Consider the following 24,037-nt stretch of genomic DNA (forward strand, 5'->3'; position numbering starts at 1 on the left):
TATGGCAGAGATACTTACTTTAGGAGAAATTATGCTTAGACTTTCAACAAAAGAAAACCGGTTAGCCTGTACAGATGAGATGCTTGCACATTATGGCGGAGGAGAAGCCAATGTAGCGATTAGTTTGGCCAATTTTGGTCATCAAGCATACTTTGCCAGTAAAGTACCCGATAATGCATTAGGTTTAGCGGTTAAACGGCATTTGAATCGTTTTGGTGTGCATACTGATTTTCTACTTTTTGGTGGTCAGCGCTTAGGTGTTTACTTTTTAGAACAAGGAGTGGGTATTAAAGCGGCTAATGTCATTTATGATCGCGCCTTTTCGAGTTTTTCTCAGATGACTGAAAATGAATGGGAAAGAATGGATTTGTTTGCAGGGATTGATTTATTACATTTATCTGGGATTACACCTGCTTTAAGTCCTGCTTGGCTAGAATTGTTAATCAAATTGATGAAAGAAGCAAAATCAAGAGGCGTTAAAATCAGTTTTGACATTAATTTTAGAGGTAAACTTTGGAGTCAAGCCCAAGCAGCGGAAGCACTAAAAAAAATTTTGCCTTATGTTGATTATTTATCTGCTGGTCGTCTAGATGCCCAATATTTACTTGGTATTAAGCATGCAGAACTTCTACCACTAGAACAATGCTACCAAGAAATGCAAAAACTTTATTCAAATATTCAAGTGATTTATTCGACCAATCGGACCATACTTTCTGCCAAACATAATCAGTTACAAGGAACACTTTATTATCAAAATGCCTATTATGAATCTAAAGTGATCGACATCCCTGAAATTGTTGATCGTGTAGGTGGCGGGGATGCTTATTCTGCAGGGATTATCCATGGTTTGCTTAGTGAATATGAGCCTCAAGCGATCGTAGACTTTGGAACCGCGGCTTCAGCATTAAAACATATGGTCTATGGCGACTGTAATCAATTTACGCTATCAGAAGTGCAAGCCTACCTTGAAAATGATTCTAGTAAAATAAACCGATAATATTTGTAAAAAAGCCTTTTCAAAACCGGTTTACTTATGTATAATGAATTTGTAAATTTCTTAAATGTAAAATATATTTTCTTTATAGGAAATAAGTGTAAGGAGGAAAAGAGAAATGCAAAAGATGGAAACGCGTTACGCACACGCACCCGAAGATATCCGTCATTATTCAACAGAACAGTTACGTAAGGAGTTTTTAGTAGAAGAAGTCTTTGTACCAGGCGATATTCGTTTAACTTATACGCATAATGACCGTATGATTTTTGGAGGAGTGACCCCTACGACAGAACCACTCGAAATTGTATTGTCGACTGAATTAGGTGTCGATTTCTTCCTAGAACGTCGTGAATTGGGTGTCATTAATATTGGTGGCCCTGGTTTTATCACGATTAATGGTCAAAAAGAAGAAATGAAAAAACAAGATGGTTACTACATCGGTATGGGAACGAAAGAGGTCAAATTTGAGTCTCAAGATGCAAGTAATCCAGCAAAATTTTATGTAAGTTCAGTGCCTGCTCATCACACCTATCCAAATATGAAGATTAGCATTGATCAGATTAAACCATTAGAAACAGGCGAAAAATTAACTTTAAATGAACGTAAAATTTATCAATATGTTCATCCAAATGTTTGTCAAAGCTGCCAATTACAAATGGGTTATACCATCTTAGAACCAGGTAGCTCTTGGAACACGATGCCATGTCATACACATGAACGTCGCATGGAAGCTTACGTGTATTTTGATATGGAAGCGGATACTAAAGTGTTCCATATGATGGGTAAACCGGATGAAACAAAGCATTTAGTAATGGGTAATGAACAAGCGACAATCTCACCTAGTTGGTCTATTCATTCAGGTGTCGGAACAAGCAATTATTCCTTCATTTGGGCAATGTGTGGCGAAAATATTACCTATACTGATATGGATATGGTCGCAATGGATGATTTAAGATAATACAATTAATAAGTATCAGAAAGGAAGAGATGAAATGAGTTTTGAAATGGATAAATTCCGTTTAGATGGAAAAGTAGCATTAGTCACTGGTGCGGTATATGGTATTGGTTTTGAAATTGCTAAATCATTAGCCAAAGCTGGCGCAACGATTGTTTTTAATAATTTGAATCAAGAATCAGTGGATCAAGGTTTAGCCAACTATGAAAAAGAAGGCATTAAAGCCCATGGTTATGTGTGTGATGTAACGGATGAAGAAGCTGTGAAGAAAATGGTGGCACAAATCAAAGAAGAAGTCGGAGTCATTGATATTTTAGTGAACAACGCCGGAATTATCAAACGTATTCCAATGATTGAAATGGAAGCTAAAGATTTTCGTCAAGTCATCGATGTGGATTTGAATGCACCATTTATTATGTCTAAGGCTGTCCTTCCAGATATGATTGAAAAAGGTGCTGGTAAAATTATTAATATTTGCTCTATGATGAGTGAGTTAGGTCGTGAAACAGTCAGTGCTTATGCTGCGGCTAAAGGTGGCTTGAAGATGTTAACGAAAAACATTGCTTCTGAGTACGGCCAATACAATATTCAATGTAACGGAATTGGCCCTGGCTATATTGCTACACCTCAAACAGCCCCATTACGTGAATTACAAGAAAATGGAGAACGTCATCCATTTGATCAATTTATTGTAGGTCGTACACCTGCTGCACGGTGGGGTACGCCGGATGATTTAGCTGGTCCTGCAGTATTCTTAGCGTCTGAAGCTTCTGATTTTGTCAATGGTCATATTCTTTATGTTGATGGCGGAATTCTAGCTTATATTGGTAAACAACCATAGTCTTATTTGACCAAAAAGTAAACCGCTTTTCATATAGGTATGGGTGCTTGTATTTTTAATTACGAAAAACCTTTGTATACAAGCACTCCACCTATTTTAAAATAACTAATAATTTATATTATGCTTTCAAAAATTTGTTGGTATAACTTAAATTAAGCAATTATTCATTTTCATAAAAAATCAAAATCATTTTAAAAAAGCCTTTACAATTGTTATGGTAAATGGTATAGTTTAATCAACAGATAAACCGGTAAACATAAAGAGAGGATGCGATAAAGTGATTAAATTAGTAGTTGTGGCTCATGGACATTTTGCTACTGGAGCGGCTAGTGCTTTGGAATTGATTGCTGGCAAACAAGAAGATGTGGCAGTGATTGATTTTTCTGAAGGAATGTCCGCGCAAACAGTCAAAGAAAAAATTGCAGCTGAACTGGAAAATCAATCAGAAGTATTAGTTTTGACTGATTTGTTGGGTGGCACACCTTTTAAAGTAAGTACTGAATTGATGACAACGTTCAACGGAAAAATGAATGTGCTTTCAGGATTGAATTTGGCAATGTTAATTGAAGCGGTATTTGCACGTAATATGTTAGACTTTGATGAATTAGTCGATAAATTAGTAAACACTGCAAAAGATGGCGTGGTTCATGCACAGTCTTTATTTGCTGCAGAGGATCAAGAAGATGAGTTCGAGGGAGGAATTTAAGTGACAAATAAAATTAAAACGGTTGCAATTGAAGAAATCAAAAATCCTGAGCGCTTTTTAGACCAACCTCTACTTACAAAAGCCGAAGTGAAAGCTGCAATTGATTTAGCGATGGAACAACTTCGCGTGAATATGGCATATTTTAAAGATGAATTTCCAACACCTGCTACTTTCGATAATCTTTATCCAAAAATGGACAATACCGAATGGACCAATGGCTTTTGGACAGGTGAGTTATGGTTAGGTTATGAATATACGAATGAAGAAGCGATGAAGGAGCTCGCACAAGCCAATGATCGTTCTTTCTTAGATCGTGTGGAAAAACGGATTGAGTTAGATCATCATGATTTAGGATTTTTGTATACGCCTTCATGTATGGCCGAATATAAACTTTTGCATACACCTGAAGCAAGAAAAGCCGCAATCTTGGCAGCGGATAAATTAATTGAACGTTATCAAGAGGTCGGTGGTTTCATCCAAGCTTGGGGTGAGTTAGGTAAGCCTGAACATTATCGTTTAATTATTGATTGCTTATTAAATATTCAATTATTATTCTGGGCGAGTGAGCAAACGGGGGATCCAAAATATGCACAAATGGCAACCCAACATTTTTACACTTCTGCCAATAATGTGATTCGTGATGATGCCTCAGCTTTCCATACTTTTTACTTTGATCCAAAGACGGGTGAACCTCTAAAAGGTGTGACACGTCAAGGTTATAGTGATGACTCAGCCTGGGCTCGTGGTCAAGCTTGGGGAATTTATGGTATTCCATTGACTTATCGCTTTGTGAAAGATGAAGATTGCTTTGGATTGTTTAAAGGGATGACGAATTATTTCTTAAATCGTTTGCCAAAAGATCATGTTTCTTATTGGGATTTGATTTTTGGCGATGGATCAGGTCATTCAAGAGATTCTTCAGCAACTGCCACAGCGGTATGTGGGATGCATGAAATGTTGAAACACTTGCCTGAAGTAGATAGTGATAAATTAACCTATAAATACGCGATGCATGCGATGTTACGTTCATTAATTGACAACTATGCCAATCGCGAAATCAAACCAGGTAGACCACTTCTTTTACATGGTGTGTATTCATGGCACTCAGGTAAAGGCGTGGATGAAGGAAATATCTGGGGCGACTACTATTACTTAGAGGCATTGATTCGATTCTACAAAGATTGGGAATTATACTGGTAAAAATTAGGAGGAATAGAAAATGGCAACACCAAATATTGTGATGGCACGTGTGGATGAACGTTTAATCCATGGACAAGGACAATTATGGGTTAAATCATTAGGATGTAATACAGTTATTGTAGCAAATGATGCAGTAAGTAACGATAAAATGCAACAAACTTTGATGAAAACAGTCATTCCAGGATCTGTTGCAATGCGTTTCTTCCCATTACAAAAAGTGATTGATATCATCCATAAAGCAAGTCCTGCGCAAACAATTTTTATTGTCATTAAAGATTTAGCCGATGCCTTAACCTTAGTGAAAGGAGGCGTACCAATTAAAGAATTGAACATCGGTAATATTCATAATGCTCCGGGAAAAGAACAAGTAACACGCTCTATTTATTTAGACGACAAAGACAAAGAAATTATTCGAGAATTAAGTGAAAGTTATCATGTAACATTTAATACCAAAACGACTCCTTCTGGAAATGATGGAGCACATGAAGTAAATCTTTTAGACTATATCTAAAGAATAGGAGAAAAAGAAGATGGAAATTAATATCATTCAAGCACTCTTAATTGGTGCATGGACCGCATTCTGTTTTAGCGGTTTACTATTGGGACTTTATACAAACCGTTGTATCATCCTTTCCTTTGGTGTAGGGATTATCTTAGGAGATCTACCTACTGCCTTAGCGATGGGGGCAATCAGTGAGTTAGCTTACATGGGATTTGGTGTTGGTGCTGGGGGAACTGTACCACCTAACCCAATCGGACCTGGGATTTTCGGTACTTTAATGGCTATTACAAGTGCAGGTAAGGTAACGCCTGAAGCAGCTTTAGCCTTATCTACCCCAATCGCTGTGGGTGTACAATTCTTACAAACTTTTGCTTATACGATTCGTGCTGGTGCGCCTGAATCTGCGGTGAAAGGTCTACAAAGCGGCAACATGAGCAAATTCAAAATGAATGCAAACGGAACAATCTGGGTATTCGTTGTCATGGGATTTGCGATTGGTTTCTTGGGTGCATACTCAATGGAAACTTTACTAAAATTAGTTGATTTAATTCCACCAGTATTATTAAGTGGTTTGAGTTTAGCTGGTAAAATGCTTCCTGCTATCGGTTTTGCAATGATTTTATCAGTAATGGCGAAGAAAGAATTAATTCCATTCGTACTACTAGGCTATATTTGTGCGGCATACTTACAAATTCCAATTATCGGAATCGCAATTATCGGTACAATTTTCGCCTTAATGGAATTCTACCGTCAACCTAAAACAGTAGCTGCAGACAACCAAGGAGGCGAACAAGATGACTGGATCTAACAAACTAACGAAAAAAGACTATCTAGTAACTTCATTACGTGCATTCTTCTTACAAAATGGCTTTAACTATAGTAACTATCAAGGAATTGGATATGCTAACGTGATTTATCCAGCGTTGAAAAAACACTATGGTAATGATCAAAAAGCCTTATGTAAAGCGTTAGAAGATAACTGCGAATTCTATAATACCAATCCTCACTTCTTACCATTCATTACGAGCTTACACTTAGTAATGTTAGAAAATGATCGACCAGAAGATGAAATCCGTAGCATTAAGATGGCTTTAATGGGACCTTTAGCAGGGATTGGGGATTCATTATCTCAATTCGTATTGGCACCATTACTTTCAACAATTGCTGCATCCTTAGCACAACAAGGATTAGCTTTAGGACCAATATTATTCTTCTTAGCAATGAATATCATCTTAACTTCAATTAAGTTAGGAACGGGTATGTACGGATACAAATTTGGTACGAAAGTCATTGATAAATTAAGCGACCAAATGGCAAGTATCTCACATGTTGCCAATATTATTGGGGTCACTGTTATCTCTGGTTTAGCAGTAACCTTTGTGAAAATTACCGTGCCAATCACCTATGCTGCCGGTAAAGTTCAAGAAGGTGCTGACCAAAAAATCGTTTCTATTCAAGGAATGTTAGATAAAATTGCACCAGCGTTATTACCAGCTTTATTTACTATCTTTGTATACTGGTTAATTAAGAAGAAAAAATGGACCACTTACAAAATTGTGCTCTTAACAATTGTTATCGGTATTATCGGTAGCTGGTTAGGAATCCTAGCATAATGAATACACAAACACTAACAATTATTGTATTAATTGTCATTGCAATCACTTCTGTTATCCCTAGTCTTTTACAAGCGATGGGGGCAAGACGTAACCAAAAAGAAATGCAAGAACAAATGAAAAAAAGAGAAGAATATCTCGCTAATTTGAAAAAAGGCGATGAAGTGATTCTCTTAGACGGCATTCATGGCAAAATTGTCTCCACCAAGGGAACATTAGTGGAATTAAAAATCTCACAAAACACAATTGTTTACGTTGAAAAAGAGAGCATAATGGGCAAATCCAGAGAACTACTATTTAAGTAGTTCTCTGTTTATTTAGAGGCTATCTAAAGCGTTGGTCAGACATGAAACAGGTCAATGCAACAGACAAAGAAAAGAGGCAATAGGATGATGCAAGACTTTCAAACGCGCCAAGATTATATCCTAGCATTAAAAGAAATCTTAATCCCTTTAAAAGAAAAGTATATGAGTCAACAAAATGGCCGTATTCATTTAGGGAATACAGGTACAACCTATACGCAAAAAACAAGCGAGGTAGAGGCTTTTTTGCGACCGTTATGGGGATTAGCGCCACTTTTATCGCAGCAAGCAGATGAAGAATTAGCTGAAATTTATCATAGTTATTTACGTGGTTTAATCAAAGGGGTCAATCCAATATCACCAACGTATTGGGGGCATCCACAAGAAGATCGGCAATTAATTGTAGAAATGGCGGCAATTGCGACCTCTATCTTGCTTGCTAAAGAAAAATTTTGGGACGTCTTATCACCACAAGAACAAAAGCAACTTCATAATTGGTTGCTTTTAGCGGATACGTGTGAAATTCCGCAAAATAATTGGCATTTTTTCAGGGTATTGATTCATATTGCGATGCGTAAATGCCAACAACCCTTTTCACAAGAGCAAATTGATACGGACTTTTTAGCTATTGAATCATTTTATGACGGGCAAGGGTGGTATTTTGATGGGCGTCAAGAAAAACGTGATTACTATATTGCTTTTGCTTTTCATTTTTATAGTTTGCTTTATTATAAAGAAATGCATACGGTAGATACACTGCGTTGCGCAAAGATAAAACAGCGTGCGATTCGATTTGCTCAGACTTTTCAGTATTATTTTGATGATAAAGGACGCGGATTACCTTTTGGACGTAGCTTGACCTATCGCTTTGCACAAGTTGCCTTTTTTTCAGCGCTTGTTTATGCCGATATTCAAGCTTTACCCTGGCAAAAAATTAAACAAATCATTAGCAGTCATTTTTCTTTTTGGTGGCAAGAAAAAATATTTACGAATCACCATTATTTAAGTATCGGCTATGGGTATGAAAATTTGGTCATGGCGGAAAGTTATAACGGTCCTGGTTCGCCATATTGGGCATTGAAGAGTTTCTTAATCCTAGCTGTTCCTAAAAATCATCCTTTTTGGCAGGAGTCTATGTCAGAAAAAGTCAATACAAATATTTTTGGTCAACCATATGCCATCCAATCAGCAAGAATGATGTTGCAACAAACCGATAATGGTCAGCAGCTTTTGGGTTATCCTGTGGCCCAATGGAGTTTATCGCAAAGTCAGGGAATAAGTAAGTATGCCAAATTTGTATATTCGACGCAGTTTGGCTTTTCTGTGACAAAATCAGCAATCGGTTATGCAGAGGGTGGCTTTGATAGTACGTTAGCGGTGAGTCTGGATAATCGTCATTTTGTCACCAAAGAAGAAGTGACCGAGTTTCATCTACTAGAAGATCGTACCATTCAAGTTTGGCAGCCGTTTACCGGTGTTTGGATTCAGTCAACGATTATTCCTCTGGGTAGCTATCATCTGCGTATTCATCAGATTCAAAGCAATTATCCTTTATATTTATGTGACGGGGGCTTTTCTGTACAGCAAGAACCTCATTTTACGGAAAAGCATGAGGCAAATAAAGTCTCTTATCACAGTCAAAGGGGTCATATTTGCTGTGAGAATATCCAAGGGTATCAGGAGGCGTTTTTGATTGCCAACGCACCGAATACGAATGTGTTGTATCCAAGAACGGTGATGTGTGGATTAAAAAACAAGGTAGCAGCAGGAAAACACTGCCTAATCGGTTTGTTTGGTGGTAGTATAAAGCACTTAGAACATGTAGAGATCAAGCTTTCTGAACAATTAGTCTATATCCGAACATTAGGCAAAGAAAACATCATAAAAATCTAGTAAACCGGTTGAAATGATAACGGTTTCTTTGTAAAATATATCTAGAAAGATTGTTAGGGAGGGGATGATCTGATGAAAAAAGTAACCATAAATGACATTGCCAAGCTTGCCAATACTTCAAAAACCACTGTCTCCTTTTACCTGAATCAAAAATATGATCGGATGAGTTTGGATACGCGCAGAAAAATTGAGAAAGTGATTCGTGAAACTAACTATGTCCCTAGCATTTTGGCGCGCAGTTTAAATGATAAACAGACGAAATTAATTGGTGTATTAATTGGAGATATTACCAATACATTCTCTAATTTATTGGTGAAAGGTGCAGAGAGTGTGGCTCAAAAACGTGGCTATCAAATGATTATGGGCAATAGCAATTATTCACAAGATGATGAGTCCAAGTATATTGATAGTATGATGCGGCTAGATGTAGATGGCTTTATCATTCAGCCGACTAGTCATTTTAGAAAATATACGAATATCATGGAAGAAAATGGTAAGAAATTAGTCTTTTTTGATAGTCAGTTGTATGAATATCGCAATAGTTGGGTCAAGACTAATAATTATGATGCCGTGTATGATACGATGCAAGCCTGCTATCATGAAAAGGGATATCAAAAATTTTTGATGATTACGGCTGACCCTAACCGCTTAAGTACGCGTATTGAACGTTCACAAGGTTTTGTTAATTCTGTAGAGGATTTAAAGGTGACTTATGAGCAGTTAATTATTGAGGATAATGATCCGGATATTGAGAAAATAAAAGCATTTTTATTAAAGCATACCAATGATTTAACGAAAGTCTTAGTATTTGTACCGAATTGTTGGGCTTTACCAATTGTGTTTTCGGCGATGAAAGAATTAAAACTAAAGATGCCTCAAGTAGGTTTGATTGGTTTTGACAATATCGAGTGGAGTGGTTTTTCTTCACCAACTGTGACGACTATTGTGCAGCCAGCTTATCGTGAAGGTCAAGAAGCGATGAATATGTTGATTGATCAAATAGAAGGGACGGATAATACCACCAATCAACGGATACTAGATTGCGAAATTCATTGGAAAGAATCCACTTATTAAGTATCAGAGCAATTTTTGTGTGAATCAAGCAAAAATTGCTCTATTTTTTTGTGTTTTTTTAGAATAATTTTTTAAAAACTTTTACGGGATAATCACAATCTATGAAGTTATATAATTCAACTATAGACGAAAATTGAGACTGTATTAAATAATGTTGGGATGGGTTCCATAGTGAAAAATAATACCAGTATTTTCAAAAAATCGCCGATAAACCCTTGCAAAAACACTAGAAAACGCTTATATTTGTATTGTGGTTACTACCAGTTAGGAGGGTTTACAGTGAGGGAATTTAAGATAGCCGATCAATTTTATTTAGATGGTCAACCGTTTAAGATTCTATCTGGCGCCATTCATTATTTCCGGGTACATCCCGATGATTGGTACCACTCCTTATATAATTTGAAAGCTTTAGGATTTAATACGGTGGAAACTTATATCCCATGGAATTTGCATGAAGCACAGCCAGGCAAGTTTTGTTGGGAAGGTCAGCTAGACATTGAACGTTTCTTAAATTTGGCTCAGGAATTAGGCTTATATGCCATTGTTCGTCCTTCGCCGTTTATTTGCGCAGAGTGGGAATTTGGGGGCTTGCCTGCGTGGTTACTACAAGCAAATGTGCGTGTGAGAAGTTCAGATGTTGGTTATTTAAGACTGGTTCGTAATTACTATAAAGAATTTATTCCTAAATTAGCCCGACATCAACTGAATCATGGCGGAAATATCTTAATGTTTCAAATCGAAAATGAATATGGTTCTTATGGGGAAGATAAGGCCTATTTGAAAGCATTGAAGATGATGATGGATGAATTTGGGATTACGAGTCCTTATTTTACCTCCGATGGTCCCTGGCAAGCAACCTTAAGAGCAGGTAGTTTGATAGAAGAGGATATATTGGTTACTGGAAATTTTGGCTCAAAAGGAACAGAAAATTTTCAGATGATGCAAGCCTTCTTTGACTTACATCATAAAAAGTGGCCGTTGATGTGTATGGAATTTTGGGATGGTTGGTTTAATCGTTGGGGAGATTCCATTATCAAGCGTGATCCACAAGAATTGGTTGAGTCGGTAATGGAAGTTATTAAACAAGGCAGCATCAACTTATATATGTTTCATGGCGGAACCAACTATGGCTTTATGAATGGTTGTTCAGCGCGTGGTCAAAGAGATTTACCGCAAGTGACGTCTTATGATTATGATGCGATTTTAGATGAAGCAGGTAATCCGACAGCGAAATATCACTTGCTTCAAAAGGCGATGCAAGCTGAATTTCCAGATAACTTTTATGCACAACCGCTAGTCAAGCAAATGGGAAGTTATCCAGCAGCTCAGCTAAAGGAATGTGTGAATTTGACAGCGACATTAGATACGCTGAGTCAAGTGCACCAAAGTTTTTATCCAAGTAATATGGAAAGCTTGGGACAAAATACAGGATATATATATTATCAAACCGAACTTTTACGCGATAAACAGGATGAAGAAAAGATTCGCGTGATTGATGCGCGTGACCGTATGCAATTATTTATCAACCAAGAATTAGTGGCGACGCAATATCAAGAAGAAATAGGCGAAGATATTATGGTTGCCTATCCAAGTGAAAAAGTCACACTTGGCATATTGGTTGAAAATATGGGACGCGTAAATTATGGATATAAACTCACTGCACCAACCCAGAGTAAAGGGATTGGTCGAGGTGTAATGGTGGATTTACATTTTGTAGGTCATTGGAAAATGTATCCGCTACCTTTAGAAGATATTTCTAAAGTAGATTTCCAAGGTTCTTTTAAAGAAGGGTTACCTAGCTTTTATCGCTATACTTTCCACGTTGATCATCTGCAAGATACATTCTTGGATTTGCGTGGCTTTGGTAAAGGAGTAGCTTTTGTTAATGGGCATAACCTTGGTAGATTTTGGGAAAAAGGACCACTTCGATCTTTGTATGTGACGCAAAAATGGCTAAAGGAGGGAGCAAACGAAATTGTCTTATTTGAGACAGAAGGGAAATACAAAGAGCAATTGGTTTTTTCTAATACAGCAATTATTGATTATTAATTAAGAGAGGCGATAGTAATGGCAATTATTGGTACACGAATTGATGGACGATTGATTCATGGTCAAGTAGCAAATTTATGGACAACAAAATTAAATATTAGTCGAATTATGGTAATTGATGATGAAGTTGCTCAAAATGACATTGAAAAAAGTGGTTTGAAACTTGCATGTCCAGCTGGAGTTAAATTAAGTATCTTGCCAGTGGAAAAGGCAGCAAATAATATTCTTGCGGGCAAATATGATTCTCAACGATTATTGATTGTTGCACGATATCCAGACCGCTTCTTAAGACTTGTGGAATATGGCGTGCCATTGAAAGAATTAAATGTCGGCAATATGTCACAAACGCCAGAAACCAGACAAGTGACTCGTAGTATTAATGTCGTGGACAAAGATATTGAGGCATTTGAAGCGCTTGATGCTAAAGGAGTTCATTTATATGCACAAATGGTTCCTGGAGATACAGCAAAAGACTTCATGCCATTGTTAGCCAAAGTGAAATAGTGAAAATGATAAAGGAGGAGTTTTCTTATGATTCATTGGTGGCAAATTCTATTATTAACGTTGTACTCAGCTTATCAAATCTGTGATGAGTTGACGATTGTGTCATCAGCAGGTTCTCCAGTATTCGCAGGACTTATTTCTGGTTTAATTATGGGCGATATGAAAACTGGTTTAATCATCGGTGGGGGCTTGCAACTCGTAGTTTTAGGTGTTGGTACTTTTGGGGGTGCGTCAAGAATCGATGCGACTTCTGGGGCAGTTTTAGCTACAGCCTTTTCAGTAGCACAAGGAATTGATCCTGAAATCGCAATCTCAACCATTGCCGTACCAGTTGCTGCTTTACTTGTTTATACAGATATCTTAGGACGTTTCTCAACTACATTCTTTGCACATAGAATCGATGCTGCAGTTGAAAGATTTGACTATAAAGGAATTGAACGGAATTACTTGCTAGGCGCGGTTCCTTGGGCATTATCTCGTGCCTTACCAGTCTTCCTTGCATTAGCTTTCGGTAGTGGTTTAGTAGAAACATTGGTTAACTTTGTCAATGATGTGAAATGGTTAGCAGATGGTTTAACTTTAGCTGCTAGAATGTTACCTGGTCTAGGGTTTGCTATCTTACTTCACTACTTACCAATTAAACGTAACTTACACTACTTAGCTTTAGGTTTTGGTTTAACCGCTATGCTAACAGTCATCTTTAGTAATATCCAAACTTTAGGTGGCGCTGTAGCAGGTGTAGTGAAAGACTTCAACGGTGGTGCATTTAAGACATTACCTATGATTGGTATTGCTGTCATTGGTTTATTCTTAGCTGTATTACGTTACAATGAAACACAACGTAAGAATAATGCGCCAGTTGCACCAACTGCTTCAAATCAATCAGAAAGTGGGGAAATTGAAGATGACGAAATCTAACTATAAATTAACCAAAGAAGATTTTACGCAAATTAACAAGCGTAGTTTATTCACTTTCCAATTAGGTTGGAACTATGAACGTATGCAAGGTTCAAGTTATCTATATATCATTTTGCCACAATTAAGAAAAATGTATGGCGATGGTACACCAGAATTAAAAGAAATGATGAAATTGCATACACAATTCTTTAATACTTCTAACTTCTTCCATACAATCATCACTGGTATTGATTTAGCGTTAGAAGAAACAGACGGTGTAGAATCTAAAGACGCGGTCAACGGTATTAAGACTGGGTTGATGGGACCATTCGCACCAATCGGGGACTCTATTTTTGGATCATTAGTCCCAGCTATTATGGGTTCAATCGCTGCGACTTTAGCCATCCAAGGGCAACCATGGGGTGTCTTATTATGGGTAGCTGTGACGGTTGCCATTAACGTCTTCCGTTGGAAACAATTAGAATTCGCGTATAAAGAAGGGGTTAAATTAGTAACCACTATGCGTGATAAATTATCAGCTTTAGTGGATGCCGCTTCTGTTATGGGGGTATTCATGGTCGGAGCTTTAATCGCAACAATGATTAACTTTGATATTTCATGGAAACCTGCAATCGGTGATAAAGTTATTGATATTCAAGATTTAATTAATATGATTTTCCCTCGTCTAGTGCCAGCAGTCTTCACAGGATTTATCTTCTGGATTTTAGGACGTAAAGGCATGACTTCAACCAAAGCAATCTTAATTATTATCTTGCTTGCATTAGGTTGCTCTGCTGCAGGTTACTTCTTATTTGGTATGAAATAATGAAGCAATTAGTATTAATTAGTCATGGCAAATTTGCTGAGGAATTGAAAAAATCAACAGAAATGATTATGGGGCCACAAGATTGTATCCATACGGTTTGTTTCTTACCAGAAGAAGGACAAGCTGAGTTTCGTGAAAAATTCGAAAAAACGGTTAAAGATCTTGATGACTATGTTGTTTTAGCTGATTTACTCGGGGGAACACCAGCAAATGTCATATCGAAAATGATTCTAGAAGGACAAGATATCCAATGTTATGCCGGAATGAACATGCCGATGGTGATTGGCTTTTTAAACGGCGTGCTACTCGATCAAGAAGTAGATTTAGTTGGATATGGTAAAGATAATATTCATCATATTAATGAAATCATCTTACAAGATTCAGACGATGAGGATGAATAAAGGATTTTAAAAGGTCGCAGTTTAGAAAGTTGTGCATTCAAGTCATCCTTTTTCTAAACTGCGATTCTTATTTTTAAAGAGTGGGAGGATTATTATGTTCCAATTATCAAAGGAAGAATTAGAAAAATTAGGAGCTGAAATTACGACTCGTGAAATTCATCAAGAGCCTGAATTGTGGGAAGAGTTATTAACCAGTTTTACAGCTCAAGAAAAAGAAATAAAAGAATTTGTTAGTCAAATCAATGGTCGTGTGCGGGTGATTTTCACTGGTGCGGGGACTTCACAATATGTGGGAGATACCTTAGTGCCTTATTTAAATCAAAAAGCCGATACGAATCGCTTTATCTTCCATAGTTATGCGACAACTGATATTATGGCTAGTCCATTAGATTATCTATTTCCTGATGAACCTACGCTGTTGGTTTCTTTTGCTAGAAGTGGGAATAGTCCTGAAAGTATTGCAGCGGTCAATCTTGCCAATCAATTAGTCAAAGATTGCTATCATTTGGCGATTACGTGTGCGAAAGAAGGACAATTAGCGCAATTATGCCAAAAGGATACGCACAGCTATGTTTTCTTGATGCCTGAACGTTCTAATGATGCTGGTTTTGCGATGACGGGAAGCTTTAGTTGTATGTATTTAGCGACTTTACTATTATTTGACCAAACCGCTTTAGAAGAAAAGCAAGACTATGTTCGTCAAGCAGAAGTGATGGCTAATCAAGTTTATGATAATGAAGCGACTTTACAAGCTATTGTCGATCAACCATTTGAAAGAATTATTTATTTAGGATCTGGTTGTTTAGCTGGCTTAACAAGAGAAGCGCAATTAAAAGTGCTTGAATTAACTGCTGGAAAAATTGCGACCGTCTTTGATTCTTCCATGGGATTTCGTCATGGACCAAAATCGTTTATCAATGAAAAAGCGTTGGTATTCGGGTTTGTAAACAATCATTCTTATACACGACAATACGATGTGGATGTGTTAAATGAAATTTATCGCGATGGAATTGCCAAACAAGTGACTGCGTTGACCCAAGAAAATGATTTGAATTATGAAGGTCAATCATTTGTCTTTGATTCAAAAGTAGTCTTACCAAGTGGCTATTTAGTGTTACCATATATTGTTTTTGCACAAACGATTGCCTTACTTACTTCTGTCAAGATTGGCAACTTACCAGACACACCTTCGCCAACAGGTACCGTTAATCGGGTGGTAAAAGGTGTAACCATTCATGAATATCAAGCGTAAGACATTAGTTTTGAAAAGAGGAATGAAAAGAAAATGACTTTAACAGCAGGAAAAACAAAAGCAATGAAAAATTTAATGAGCGAAGATGGAATTATCGCTGCTTTAGCTATTGACCAAAGAGGGGCTTTGAAGAAAATGATGAAAGCCCTAGATTTTGAACCTAAAGCAGGAGATATTGAACGCTTTAAAGAGTTAGTCAGTGAAGAATTGACGCCTTATGCCTCCTCTATTTTGCTCGATCCAGAATATGGTTTACCAGCAAGTAAAGTACGTGCTGAAAATAGCGGATTACTGATTGCTTATGAAAAAACCGGGTATGATGCAACAGTTCCTGGACGTTTACCAGATTTATTATCTGTTTGGTCAGCGAAACGTATCAAAGAACAAGGCGCCGATGCTGTAAAATTCTTGCTTTACTATGATGTAGATGAAGATAAAGAAATTAATGAACAAAAACATGCCTTCGTGGAAAGAATTGGTAGTGAATGTGCCGCAGAAGAAATGCCATTTTATTTAGAATTGCTTTCTTATGATGCGAACAATGCGGATAATGGCTCTAAAGAATTTGCGAAAGTGAAACCACATAAAGTAATTGAAATGATGAAGGAATTTTCAAAACCACGTTATCAAGTGGATGTATTGAAAGTGGAAGTTCCAGTCAATATGAAATATGTGGAGGGCTTTGCTGAAGGTGAAGTCGTTTATACGAAAGAAGAGGCTGCGAAGTACTTTAAAGAACAAAGTGAAGCAACCAACTTACCATTTATCTTCTTAAGTGCTGGTGTATCAGCTAGCTTATTCCAAGATACTTTACGTTTTGCTCATGAAGCAGGTTCGACTTTTAATGGGGTGTTATGCGGACGTGCGACTTGGGCAGAGGGTGTGAAACCTTTTGTTACGGGAGACGAAGCACAAGTAAGAGACTGGTTACAAACGCAAGGACGCAAAAATATTGAAGAATTAAATGAAGTATTAAAGGTAACTGCGACACCGGTGAAATTGTAACTTATTGTAGTTGAAAGTTAGTTTTCATTTACATTCTCTTTATATAGTTTTTAAAGGAAAAATAGCTTTTTATTAAGATAGGCTTATACTTTTTCTTGCAATTTGTTATACTACTGTTGTATAGATGAGAAAGGAGCCATTGCGATGGTGGCGATGTTTAATAGCAAGCAGCCGTTGTATGATCAATTGGTTGATTTATTGAAGGAAAAGATTGAAACAGAGTTAGAACCAAATACAAAATTAGAGTCCGAACGTGAATTATCCAATCGGTATGGTTTAAGTCGAACTACAGTACGTCTAGCATTGCAAGAATTAGAAAAAATGGGATATATCTATAGACGTCATGGTAAGGGTACTTATGTTTCGGATTTGTCTAAATCTGCTAAAAATATCACGAGCGCCTATAGTTTCACAGAACAGACCAAAGCATTAGGTAAGACGCCTAAAACGGTCATCTTAGAATTTGAAACGATAGAAGCCAATAAATATTTTGCCAACAAATTGCAAGTTTCATTGGGTGAGCCTTTATATAAGATGAAACGATTGCGCCTAGCTGATAATGAGCCGATGATGTTGGAACGGACTTATCTTCCTGTCAAAAAATTTTGGAATCTATCGCAATCTTTATTGGAAACCAAACCGCTATATGATTTGTTTTCTCAAGATTATCATCAGATTATTCGGATTGCTGATGAGGAGTTTTATGCCAGTATTGTGCGTAATAAAGATATGGGTTATCTTGAAATCGAAGAAGGATCTGCTGTTTTGAATTTGGTACGAACAACTTATAATATTGATAATGAAGTTATCGAATATACGCTAAGTGTTGCTAGAGCTGATCAATTTCACTATCAAGTCAGACATATCAGAAATTAAAGTGAAGTGTATCTTGGTGGTTTGCCAAGATACCTTTTTTTAATAAATATACCAAGAAATGGGGAATAACAGTGATTAAAATTCATTTGAAAAATAGCCAAGATGAAATTGTAGAATACTATTATAAGGGCGAACGTTTGATACGATTGACGACAACTTCAGAGGATATGGCGGTTTTAGCTTGGAAGGAGCATGCTTTTCAAGAAGGGGATTATTTTGAAGTTGAGCTAGAAAATGTAGGAAACTATTTTATTGTTAAGATGGATGAAACTTTACCACCTACTTTTATGTATATCCCATCAAGTACTTGGCGTTTTCCAATTCTCTTTGCTGAAGAAAAACGTTTGGCTTCACCGGAATATTTGTTTATGGCTAAAAATCATAGTGTATATGTACGTAAAGCCTATGATTTTGAAATAAGTCAGTATAAAAACCTTGCGTATAATCCGCATGACCAAGAGCAAGTATCTGGTGCTTATCCACATGCTAGTGCCAATGTTGAAACACGAGGAGAGTCTGTCTTTTTTGCAAAAAATACGATTGATGGCGGCTATGCAAGTCTAGGACACGGTAAGTATCCATTCCAATCATGGGGCATTAACCAACAAGCCGATGCTGCATTAACGATTGACTTTGGTCGAAAAGTGAAGATTAATCGCTGCCATTTAGTCTTGCGTGCTGATTTTCCGCATGATTCTTATTGGACGCAAGCGACTTTGGTTTTTGATGATGGCTCCGAAATCTTGCCATTGGAGAAATCATCAGGAATTCAAGCGTTTGATTTGACCGAACACGTGACGCAAAAAGTAGTGTTAAAGGATTTGATTAAACACGAAGACGAATCCCCATTTCCGACTTTAATTCAGTTAGAGTGTTTTGGCTGGGAAGGTTAAAGTTACTTAATATTACTTGCAAAACATTGTGAGAACCGATATCATTAACTTTGCAATCGGTCTTAAAGGTGTTTTGCAAGTTTTTTTACCTATTAAGACGATTTGGAATAGGGTAATACAGAATGATTAGTAGAAAGAAAGGAAAATGTTTGATGTCAGAACCAGCGATTAAATATCGTTTGATTAAAAAAGAAAAACATACAGGGGCCCGTTTAGGTGAATTGATTACGCCTCATGGTACTTTCCCAACCCCGATGTTTATGCCAGTGGGAACTTTAGCTACAGTGAAAACCATGTCACCAGAAGAATTGAAAGAAATGGGTGCCGGTGTCATTTTGAGTAATACGTATCATCTTTGGTTACGTCCCGGAGAAGATTTAGTCGAAAAAGCCGGTGGATTGCATAAGTTCATGAATTGGGACCAACCGATTTTAACGGATTCAGGCGGTTTCCAAGTATTCTCATTAGCTGATATGCGTAATATTGAAGAAGAGGGCGTCCATTTTAAAAATCATTTAAATGGTTCACCGCTTTTCTTATCCCCAGAAAAAGCGATCAATATCCAAAATAAATTAGGCTCAGATATCATGATGAGTTTTGATGAGTGTCCGCCTTTTAATGAAAGCTATGATTATGTGAAAAAATCCATCGAACGTACTTCGAGATGGGCAGAACGTGGCTTAAAAGCGCATAAGAATCCTGATCGTCAAGGTTTATTTGGGATTATTCAAGGGGCTGGTTTTGAAGATTTACGTCGTCAAAGTGCTCGTGATTTGGTCAGTCTTGATTTTCCAGGATATTCCATTGGTGGTTTATCTGTTGGGGAAAGTAAAGAGGAAATGAATCGTGTGTTAGAATTTACAACCCCATTAGTTCCTGAAAATAAACCTCGCTATCTCATGGGAGTTGGTGCGCCAGATTCTTTAATTGATGGCGTGATTCGTGGAGTGGATATGTTTGACTGTGTGTTACCAACTAGAATTGCCCGTAATGGTACTTGTATGACTTCTAAGGGACGTTTAGTGGTAAAAAATGCGCAGTATGCAGAAGATTTCCGCCCAATTGATGAAAAATGCGATTGCTATACTTGTCGCAACTATACCCGTGCTTATGTCCGTCACTTGATTAAATGTGATGAAACGTTTGGGTTACGCTTAACTTCTTATCATAATCTATACTTTTTATTGAACTTAATGAAACAAGTTCGAGAAGCGATTATGAATGATAACTTATTAGAGTTCAGAGAATATTTCTTTGAAGAATATGGATTTAATAAAGCTAATGCAAAAAATTTCTAGATATGGTAGAATGAATTTGTATCAGTGAAAAGAAAGGAAATGTCAAAATTTGAATTTACTATCAATTTTACCTATGTTGATTCTTTTTGGTGGTATGATGTTTTTCATGTCTCGTTCACAAAAGAAACAACAACAACAAAGAGAAGAATTACTAAACAATATGAAACCAGGTAGCAAAGTAGTAACTATCGGTGGCTTACATGGTGTGATTTCTGCGATTAATGAATCAGCAAACACTGTGGACATCGACTGTGAAGGTGTAATCTTAGAGTTTGATCGTAATGCGATCCGTACTGTGACTGCACCAGCTGCTGTTCAAACTGAAGAAACAACTACTGAAACGGTAGAAGAAACAGAAGAAAAAGAATAATTTGCTTAATAGTGCTGTAGAAAAGGCTGAAAGATTCAATAAAAGAATTTTTCAGCCTTTTTATATTAAGGTCGTGAAGCAGCTCGCTCAGCTACGAGCGTGTGTTGTAATTGATGTAATTTCTTTTTGAAAATTACCTGAAAATGTGAAAAGTTTTTCAATTGTAAATAAGTTGTTCAAACACAGACAGAAAAAGAAAAATAAAAGTGATAATATTTCTCAATTAGATATAATGATATTTTATTTCGTTTAAATATACTTATAAATCAACGTTATAACGATGTCGAATAACTTTAGTTTGATATATTTATAAAAACCGTGAAAAAAATCACAGAAATCTATTTACAAATCTTCTCTGCTGTTGTATATTAAACGTGTGAAATGGTTAACAAAAAAATTATGCGAAGGCGCAGGAGGAACCATATGGCTAAGAAAAATGAAACAGTAGTAGAAGAAGTAAAAACAAATGATGTACAAGCAGTCATTGATGAACTAGCAGCTAAGGCAAATGTAGCGCTAGAAAAAATGAGTGACTTTGATCAAGAAAAAGTAGATTACATTGTACACCAAGGTGCCATTGCTGCATTAGATAAACACATGCTATTAGCAAAAATGGCAATTGAAGAAACAGGACGCGGGGTATATGAAGATAAAGCAATCAAAAATATGTATGCTTCTGAATATATCTGGAACAATATTAAACATGATAAAACAGTTGGTGTCATTAACGAAGATAAACAAAAAGGTTTAATTGAAGTTGCTGAACCAGTCGGCGTTATTTGTGGGGTAACACCAACAACTAACCCAACTTCAACAACAATCTTCAAATCATTAATTGCTTTGAAGACTAGAAACCCAATTATCTTTGCATTCCACCCAAGTGCTCAAAAATGTTCAGCTGAAGCAGCACGTATTGTTCGTGATGCAGCTATCGAAGCTGGGGCACCTGAAGATTGCATTCAATGGATTGAACACCCATCAATTGAAGCAACACAAACATTAATGAATCACCCAGGAGTTGCCACTGTATTAGCAACAGGTGGTGCCGGCATGGTTAAATCAGCCTACTCAACTGGTAAACCTGCTTTAGGTGTAGGTCCTGGTAACGTACCTTCATACATTGAAAAAACAGCTAAAATCAAACGTGCTGTTAATGACTTAATTTTATCTAAAACATTTGATAATGGTATGATTTGTGCTTCTGAACAAGCAGTTATTGTTGATAAAGAAGTTTACGATGAAGTGAAAGCAGAATTTGCCGCTCACAATGTTTACTTTGTGAAACCAAATGAAGTGGCAAAATTAGAAGCTGTGGTGATGAACGAAGCAAAAACAGCAGTTAATCCAAAAATTGTTGGTCATCATGCTCGCGAAATTGCTGCATGGGCTGGTATTGAAGTGCCAATCGATACCAAAATGTTAATTGTTGAATTAGACGGTGTAGGTCCTGATTATCCACTATCACGTGAAAAATTATCACCAGTTTTAGCAATGATTAAAGCCAACAGCACTGAACATGGTTTTGAACTATGTGAAGGAATGTTGAACTTAGGTGGTTTAGGACATACAGCTGTGATCCATACAGAAGACGAAGATTTACAAGTGAAATTTGGTTTACGCATGAAAGCTTGCCGTATCTTAGTGAATAACCCATCTGCAGTCGGTGGTATCGGGGATATCTACAATGAAATGATTCCTTCACTTACTCTAGGTTGTGGTTCATACGGTAAGAACTCTGTATCTAGAAACGTATCAGCCGTTAACTTGATTAACGTAAAAACTATAGCGAAACGGAGAAATAACATGCAATGGTTCAAATTACCACCAAAAATCTACTTTGAAAAGAATGCTCTATTATATCTAGAAAAAATGCCTAACGTTGAACGTGTAATGTTAATCTGTGATCCTGGTATGGTCCAATTCGGATATGCGGATATTGTTCGTGGTGTGTTAAACCGTCGTCGTAACGATGTAAAAGTAGAAGTATTCTCAGATGTTGAACCAAACCCTTCAACAAACACTGTTTACAAAGGATTAGAAATGATTGTAGACTTCCAACCTGATACAATTATCGCGCTTGGTGGTGGTTCTGCAATGGATGCGGCTAAAGCAATGTGGTTATTCTTTGAACATCCAGATACTTCATTCTTTGGCGCTAAACAAAAATTCTTAGATATCCGTAAACGTACTTACAAGATTCCAGTGGCTGAAAAAGTGAAATTTGTATGTATCCCAACAACATCAGGTACTGGTTCTGAAGTAACACCATTTGCCGTTATTACTGATAGTGATACACACGTTAAATACCCATTGGCTGACTATGCATTAACACCACATATTGCAATTGTTGACCCACAATTTGTCATGACTGTTCCTGCATCAGTTACAGCAGATACTGGTATGGACGTATTAACTCACGCGATCGAAGCATATGTTTCTGTTATGGCATCTGACTATACTCGTGGATTAAGTTTACAAGCAATTAAGATTGTCTTTGATTACCTAGAAAGATCTGTGAAAAATCCTGACTTAGAATCACGCGAAAAAATGCATAATGCTTCTACTATGGCTGGTATGGCGTTTGCAAATGCATTCTTAGGTATTTCTCACTCAATCGCACATAAAATTGGTGGAGAATACGGTATTCCGCACGGACGTACAAATGCGATTCTATTGCCTGAAATCATCCGTTACAATGCCAAAGATCCTCAAAAACATGCGATGTTCCCTAAATATGATTACTTCCGTGCAGATACTGACTATGCTGATATTGCGAAATTCTTAGGTTTACCAGGTGAAACAACAGAAGAATTAGTTGAAGCATTAGCAACTGCCGTATATGATTTAGGTTGCCGTGTAGGTATCAAGATGAACTTGAAAGCACAAGGGGTTACTCAAGAAGTATTAGATGCAACAGTTGATCGTATGGCTGAATTAGCTTACGAAGACCAATGTACAACTGCTAACCCTAAAGAACCATTGATTTCTGAATTGAAACAAATCATCTTAAATGTTTATGAAGAAAAATAAGTAAATGAATAGATGATAAATCTGAGCCTTCCTACTATACTAGTGGGAAGGTTTTTTGAATATATATGAAGGTTTTGATTGAAGGTAAAATGCACCCTGAAAATGTGCGAAAAGAATTTTGAAAATTTTCGAGAAAAATACTTGACCTTGATTTTAATTCGTGATATTCTAACAAAGTTGCTGAAATCAAACGGCTAAATAAAATAAACTTTCGATGAGTTTTAAAGTTTTTGAAATTTAAGCTTGACAATGAATTGAACGTTTGTTATGATATAAAAGTCGCTGATTGAACGAGTGACAACTTAAAAAATATTTAAAAAAGTTCTTGACAATTTGTTGAGAGTTGAGTATGATTTAAGAGTTGTTGCTAAACGACAAAGTAGACCTTTGAAAACTGAACAAATAAATGCAAACAACCAATGTGTAGGGTCTTTAGTTTATTACGAACTAAAGAAAAATACATGCAAGCAATAGCTAGCAAAATCAATTTTGAGCTTAAAGTCATTTATGACTTATCAATACTTTTTATGAGAGTTTGATCCTGGCTCAGGACGAA

23 protein-coding genes are annotated in these 24,037 nt (G+C 36.8%); all 23 read left to right on the plus strand.

Annotated elements, in window-relative coordinates; genetic code table 11:
• Position 1: 1 nt before the first annotated feature.
• The 23 genes from ACTQZM_RS06085 (at position 2) to adhE (ending at position 23,481) form a co-directional block, all read left to right on the plus strand.
• A complete protein-coding gene (locus tag ACTQZM_RS06085; RefSeq protein WP_441653208.1) occupies positions 2 to 997 on the plus strand; it encodes a sugar kinase in 996 nt (331 codons plus the stop codon).
• A 115-nt stretch (positions 998 to 1,112) separates the two neighbouring features.
• A complete protein-coding gene (kduI, locus tag ACTQZM_RS06090; RefSeq protein WP_441653209.1) occupies positions 1,113 to 1,952 on the plus strand; it encodes a 5-dehydro-4-deoxy-D-glucuronate isomerase in 840 nt (279 codons plus the stop codon).
• A gap of 34 nt (positions 1,953 to 1,986) precedes the next feature.
• Positions 1,987 to 2,790 carry a gluconate 5-dehydrogenase gene (locus ACTQZM_RS06095; RefSeq protein WP_171300618.1) on the plus strand — a complete coding sequence of 268 codons (804 nt, stop codon included), beginning with the start codon at positions 1,987 to 1,989 and terminating at the stop codon, positions 2,788 to 2,790.
• 280 nt (positions 2,791 to 3,070) lie between these two features.
• The gene (locus tag ACTQZM_RS06100; RefSeq protein ID WP_171300634.1) at positions 3,071 to 3,496 is read left to right on the plus strand and encodes a PTS sugar transporter subunit IIA; all 426 of its coding nucleotides are present in this window, start codon (positions 3,071 to 3,073) and stop codon (positions 3,494 to 3,496) included.
• The gene (locus ACTQZM_RS06105; protein ID WP_441653210.1) at positions 3,497 to 4,696 is read left to right on the plus strand and encodes a glycoside hydrolase family 88 protein; all 1,200 of its coding nucleotides are present in this window, start codon (positions 3,497 to 3,499) and stop codon (positions 4,694 to 4,696) included. It begins immediately after the preceding gene.
• 19 nt (positions 4,697 to 4,715) lie between these two features.
• Positions 4,716 to 5,207: a PTS sugar transporter subunit IIB gene (locus ACTQZM_RS06110; RefSeq protein ID WP_441653211.1), complete on the plus strand. Its 492-nt coding sequence runs from the start codon at positions 4,716 to 4,718 to the stop codon at positions 5,205 to 5,207.
• 19 nt (positions 5,208 to 5,226) lie between these two features.
• A complete protein-coding gene (locus tag ACTQZM_RS06115) occupies positions 5,227 to 6,006 on the plus strand; it encodes a PTS mannose/fructose/sorbose/N-acetylgalactosamine transporter subunit IIC (protein WP_171300616.1) in 780 nt (259 codons plus the stop codon).
• Positions 5,993 to 6,811, plus strand: coding sequence for a PTS system mannose/fructose/sorbose family transporter subunit IID (locus tag ACTQZM_RS06120; RefSeq protein WP_171300615.1), 819 nt, complete (start codon positions 5,993 to 5,995; stop codon positions 6,809 to 6,811). The genes ACTQZM_RS06115 and ACTQZM_RS06120 overlap by 14 nt, the downstream gene beginning before the upstream one ends.
• Positions 6,811 to 7,116, plus strand: coding sequence for a preprotein translocase subunit YajC (locus ACTQZM_RS06125; protein ID WP_349279287.1), 306 nt, complete (start codon positions 6,811 to 6,813; stop codon positions 7,114 to 7,116). Before ACTQZM_RS06120 ends, ACTQZM_RS06125 begins: the two co-directional genes overlap by 1 nt.
• Before the next feature lie 84 nt (positions 7,117 to 7,200).
• Positions 7,201 to 9,006 carry a DUF2264 domain-containing protein gene (locus tag ACTQZM_RS06130; protein ID WP_441653212.1) on the plus strand — a complete coding sequence of 602 codons (1,806 nt, stop codon included), beginning with the start codon at positions 7,201 to 7,203 and terminating at the stop codon, positions 9,004 to 9,006.
• A gap of 69 nt (positions 9,007 to 9,075) precedes the next feature.
• Positions 9,076 to 10,080 carry a LacI family DNA-binding transcriptional regulator gene (locus ACTQZM_RS06135; RefSeq protein ID WP_441653219.1) on the plus strand — a complete coding sequence of 335 codons (1,005 nt, stop codon included), beginning with the start codon at positions 9,076 to 9,078 and terminating at the stop codon, positions 10,078 to 10,080.
• Positions 10,081 to 10,359: 279 nt separating this feature from the next.
• On the plus strand, positions 10,360 to 12,129 hold the full coding sequence (locus ACTQZM_RS06140) for a glycoside hydrolase family 35 protein (RefSeq protein WP_441653213.1): 1,770 nt from the start codon (positions 10,360 to 10,362) through the stop codon (positions 12,127 to 12,129).
• An 18-nt stretch (positions 12,130 to 12,147) separates the two neighbouring features.
• The gene (locus tag ACTQZM_RS06145; protein ID WP_016251431.1) at positions 12,148 to 12,633 is read left to right on the plus strand and encodes a PTS system mannose/fructose/N-acetylgalactosamine-transporter subunit IIB; all 486 of its coding nucleotides are present in this window, start codon (positions 12,148 to 12,150) and stop codon (positions 12,631 to 12,633) included.
• Positions 12,634 to 12,660: 27 nt separating this feature from the next.
• Positions 12,661 to 13,551 (plus strand): PTS mannose/fructose/sorbose/N-acetylgalactosamine transporter subunit IIC, encoded by an 891-nt coding sequence (locus ACTQZM_RS06150; RefSeq protein WP_113785235.1) that lies wholly within the window; start codon positions 12,661 to 12,663, stop codon positions 13,549 to 13,551.
• The gene (locus ACTQZM_RS06155; protein WP_113785234.1) at positions 13,538 to 14,356 is read left to right on the plus strand and encodes a PTS system mannose/fructose/sorbose family transporter subunit IID; all 819 of its coding nucleotides are present in this window, start codon (positions 13,538 to 13,540) and stop codon (positions 14,354 to 14,356) included. The genes ACTQZM_RS06150 and ACTQZM_RS06155 overlap by 14 nt, the downstream gene beginning before the upstream one ends.
• Positions 14,353 to 14,757: a PTS sugar transporter subunit IIA gene (locus ACTQZM_RS06160; protein ID WP_441653220.1), complete on the plus strand. Its 405-nt coding sequence runs from the start codon at positions 14,353 to 14,355 to the stop codon at positions 14,755 to 14,757. The genes ACTQZM_RS06155 and ACTQZM_RS06160 overlap by 4 nt, the downstream gene beginning before the upstream one ends.
• 94 nt (positions 14,758 to 14,851) lie before the next feature.
• Positions 14,852 to 16,009 (plus strand): SIS domain-containing protein, encoded by a 1,158-nt coding sequence (locus tag ACTQZM_RS06165; RefSeq protein WP_441653214.1) that lies wholly within the window; start codon positions 14,852 to 14,854, stop codon positions 16,007 to 16,009.
• A gap of 33 nt (positions 16,010 to 16,042) precedes the next feature.
• Positions 16,043 to 17,014: a tagatose-bisphosphate aldolase gene (gene lacD / locus ACTQZM_RS06170; protein ID WP_441653215.1), complete on the plus strand. Its 972-nt coding sequence runs from the start codon at positions 16,043 to 16,045 to the stop codon at positions 17,012 to 17,014.
• Positions 17,015 to 17,158: 144 nt separating this feature from the next.
• On the plus strand, positions 17,159 to 17,890 hold the full coding sequence (locus ACTQZM_RS06175) for a GntR family transcriptional regulator (RefSeq protein WP_441653216.1): 732 nt from the start codon (positions 17,159 to 17,161) through the stop codon (positions 17,888 to 17,890).
• Positions 17,891 to 17,961: 71 nt separating this feature from the next.
• Positions 17,962 to 18,783: a hypothetical protein gene (locus ACTQZM_RS06180; protein WP_441653217.1), complete on the plus strand. Its 822-nt coding sequence runs from the start codon at positions 17,962 to 17,964 to the stop codon at positions 18,781 to 18,783.
• 152 nt (positions 18,784 to 18,935) lie between these two features.
• Positions 18,936 to 20,081, plus strand: coding sequence for a tRNA guanosine(34) transglycosylase Tgt (gene tgt, locus ACTQZM_RS06185; RefSeq protein WP_047242414.1), 1,146 nt, complete (start codon positions 18,936 to 18,938; stop codon positions 20,079 to 20,081).
• A gap of 49 nt (positions 20,082 to 20,130) precedes the next feature.
• The gene (gene yajC / locus ACTQZM_RS06190; RefSeq protein WP_205247457.1) at positions 20,131 to 20,451 is read left to right on the plus strand and encodes a preprotein translocase subunit YajC; all 321 of its coding nucleotides are present in this window, start codon (positions 20,131 to 20,133) and stop codon (positions 20,449 to 20,451) included.
• A gap of 423 nt (positions 20,452 to 20,874) precedes the next feature.
• Positions 20,875 to 23,481: a bifunctional acetaldehyde-CoA/alcohol dehydrogenase gene (gene adhE, locus ACTQZM_RS06195; protein ID WP_441653218.1), complete on the plus strand. Its 2,607-nt coding sequence runs from the start codon at positions 20,875 to 20,877 to the stop codon at positions 23,479 to 23,481.
• The last annotated feature ends 556 nt before the right edge of the window (positions 23,482 to 24,037 follow it).

The organism is Enterococcus cecorum (assembly GCF_052119425.1).
In the GTDB taxonomy this organism is placed as follows: domain Bacteria; phylum Bacillota; class Bacilli; order Lactobacillales; family Enterococcaceae; genus Enterococcus_E; species Enterococcus_E cecorum_C.

Excerpts from the sequence above, each read along its gene's own strand:
- ACTQZM_RS06175 (WP_441653216.1), top strand. The coding sequence starts at position 17,159 with ATGGTGGCGATGTTTAATAGCAAGCAGCCGTTGTATGATCAATTGGTT.
- adhE (WP_441653218.1), top strand. The coding sequence starts at position 20,875 with ATGGCTAAGAAAAATGAAACAGTAGTAGAAGAAGTAAAAACAAATGAT.
- tgt (WP_047242414.1), top strand. The coding sequence starts at position 18,936 with ATGTCAGAACCAGCGATTAAATATCGTTTGATTAAAAAAGAAAAACAT.
- ACTQZM_RS06130 (WP_441653212.1), top strand. The coding sequence starts at position 7,201 with ATGATGCAAGACTTTCAAACGCGCCAAGATTATATCCTAGCATTAAAA.
- ACTQZM_RS06110 (WP_441653211.1), top strand. The coding sequence starts at position 4,716 with ATGGCAACACCAAATATTGTGATGGCACGTGTGGATGAACGTTTAATC.
- ACTQZM_RS06125 (WP_349279287.1), top strand. The coding sequence starts at position 6,811 with ATGAATACACAAACACTAACAATTATTGTATTAATTGTCATTGCAATC.
- lacD (WP_441653215.1), top strand. The coding sequence starts at position 16,043 with ATGACTTTAACAGCAGGAAAAACAAAAGCAATGAAAAATTTAATGAGC.
- ACTQZM_RS06085 (WP_441653208.1), top strand. The coding sequence starts at position 2 with ATGGCAGAGATACTTACTTTAGGAGAAATTATGCTTAGACTTTCAACA.
- ACTQZM_RS06095 (WP_171300618.1), top strand. The coding sequence starts at position 1,987 with ATGAGTTTTGAAATGGATAAATTCCGTTTAGATGGAAAAGTAGCATTA.
- ACTQZM_RS06155 (WP_113785234.1), top strand. The coding sequence starts at position 13,538 with ATGACGAAATCTAACTATAAATTAACCAAAGAAGATTTTACGCAAATT.
- kduI (WP_441653209.1), top strand. The coding sequence starts at position 1,113 with ATGCAAAAGATGGAAACGCGTTACGCACACGCACCCGAAGATATCCGT.
- ACTQZM_RS06150 (WP_113785235.1), top strand. The coding sequence starts at position 12,661 with ATGATTCATTGGTGGCAAATTCTATTATTAACGTTGTACTCAGCTTAT.
- ACTQZM_RS06145 (WP_016251431.1), top strand. The coding sequence starts at position 12,148 with ATGGCAATTATTGGTACACGAATTGATGGACGATTGATTCATGGTCAA.
- ACTQZM_RS06165 (WP_441653214.1), top strand. The coding sequence starts at position 14,852 with ATGTTCCAATTATCAAAGGAAGAATTAGAAAAATTAGGAGCTGAAATT.
- ACTQZM_RS06120 (WP_171300615.1), top strand. The coding sequence starts at position 5,993 with ATGACTGGATCTAACAAACTAACGAAAAAAGACTATCTAGTAACTTCA.
- ACTQZM_RS06115 (WP_171300616.1), top strand. The coding sequence starts at position 5,227 with ATGGAAATTAATATCATTCAAGCACTCTTAATTGGTGCATGGACCGCA.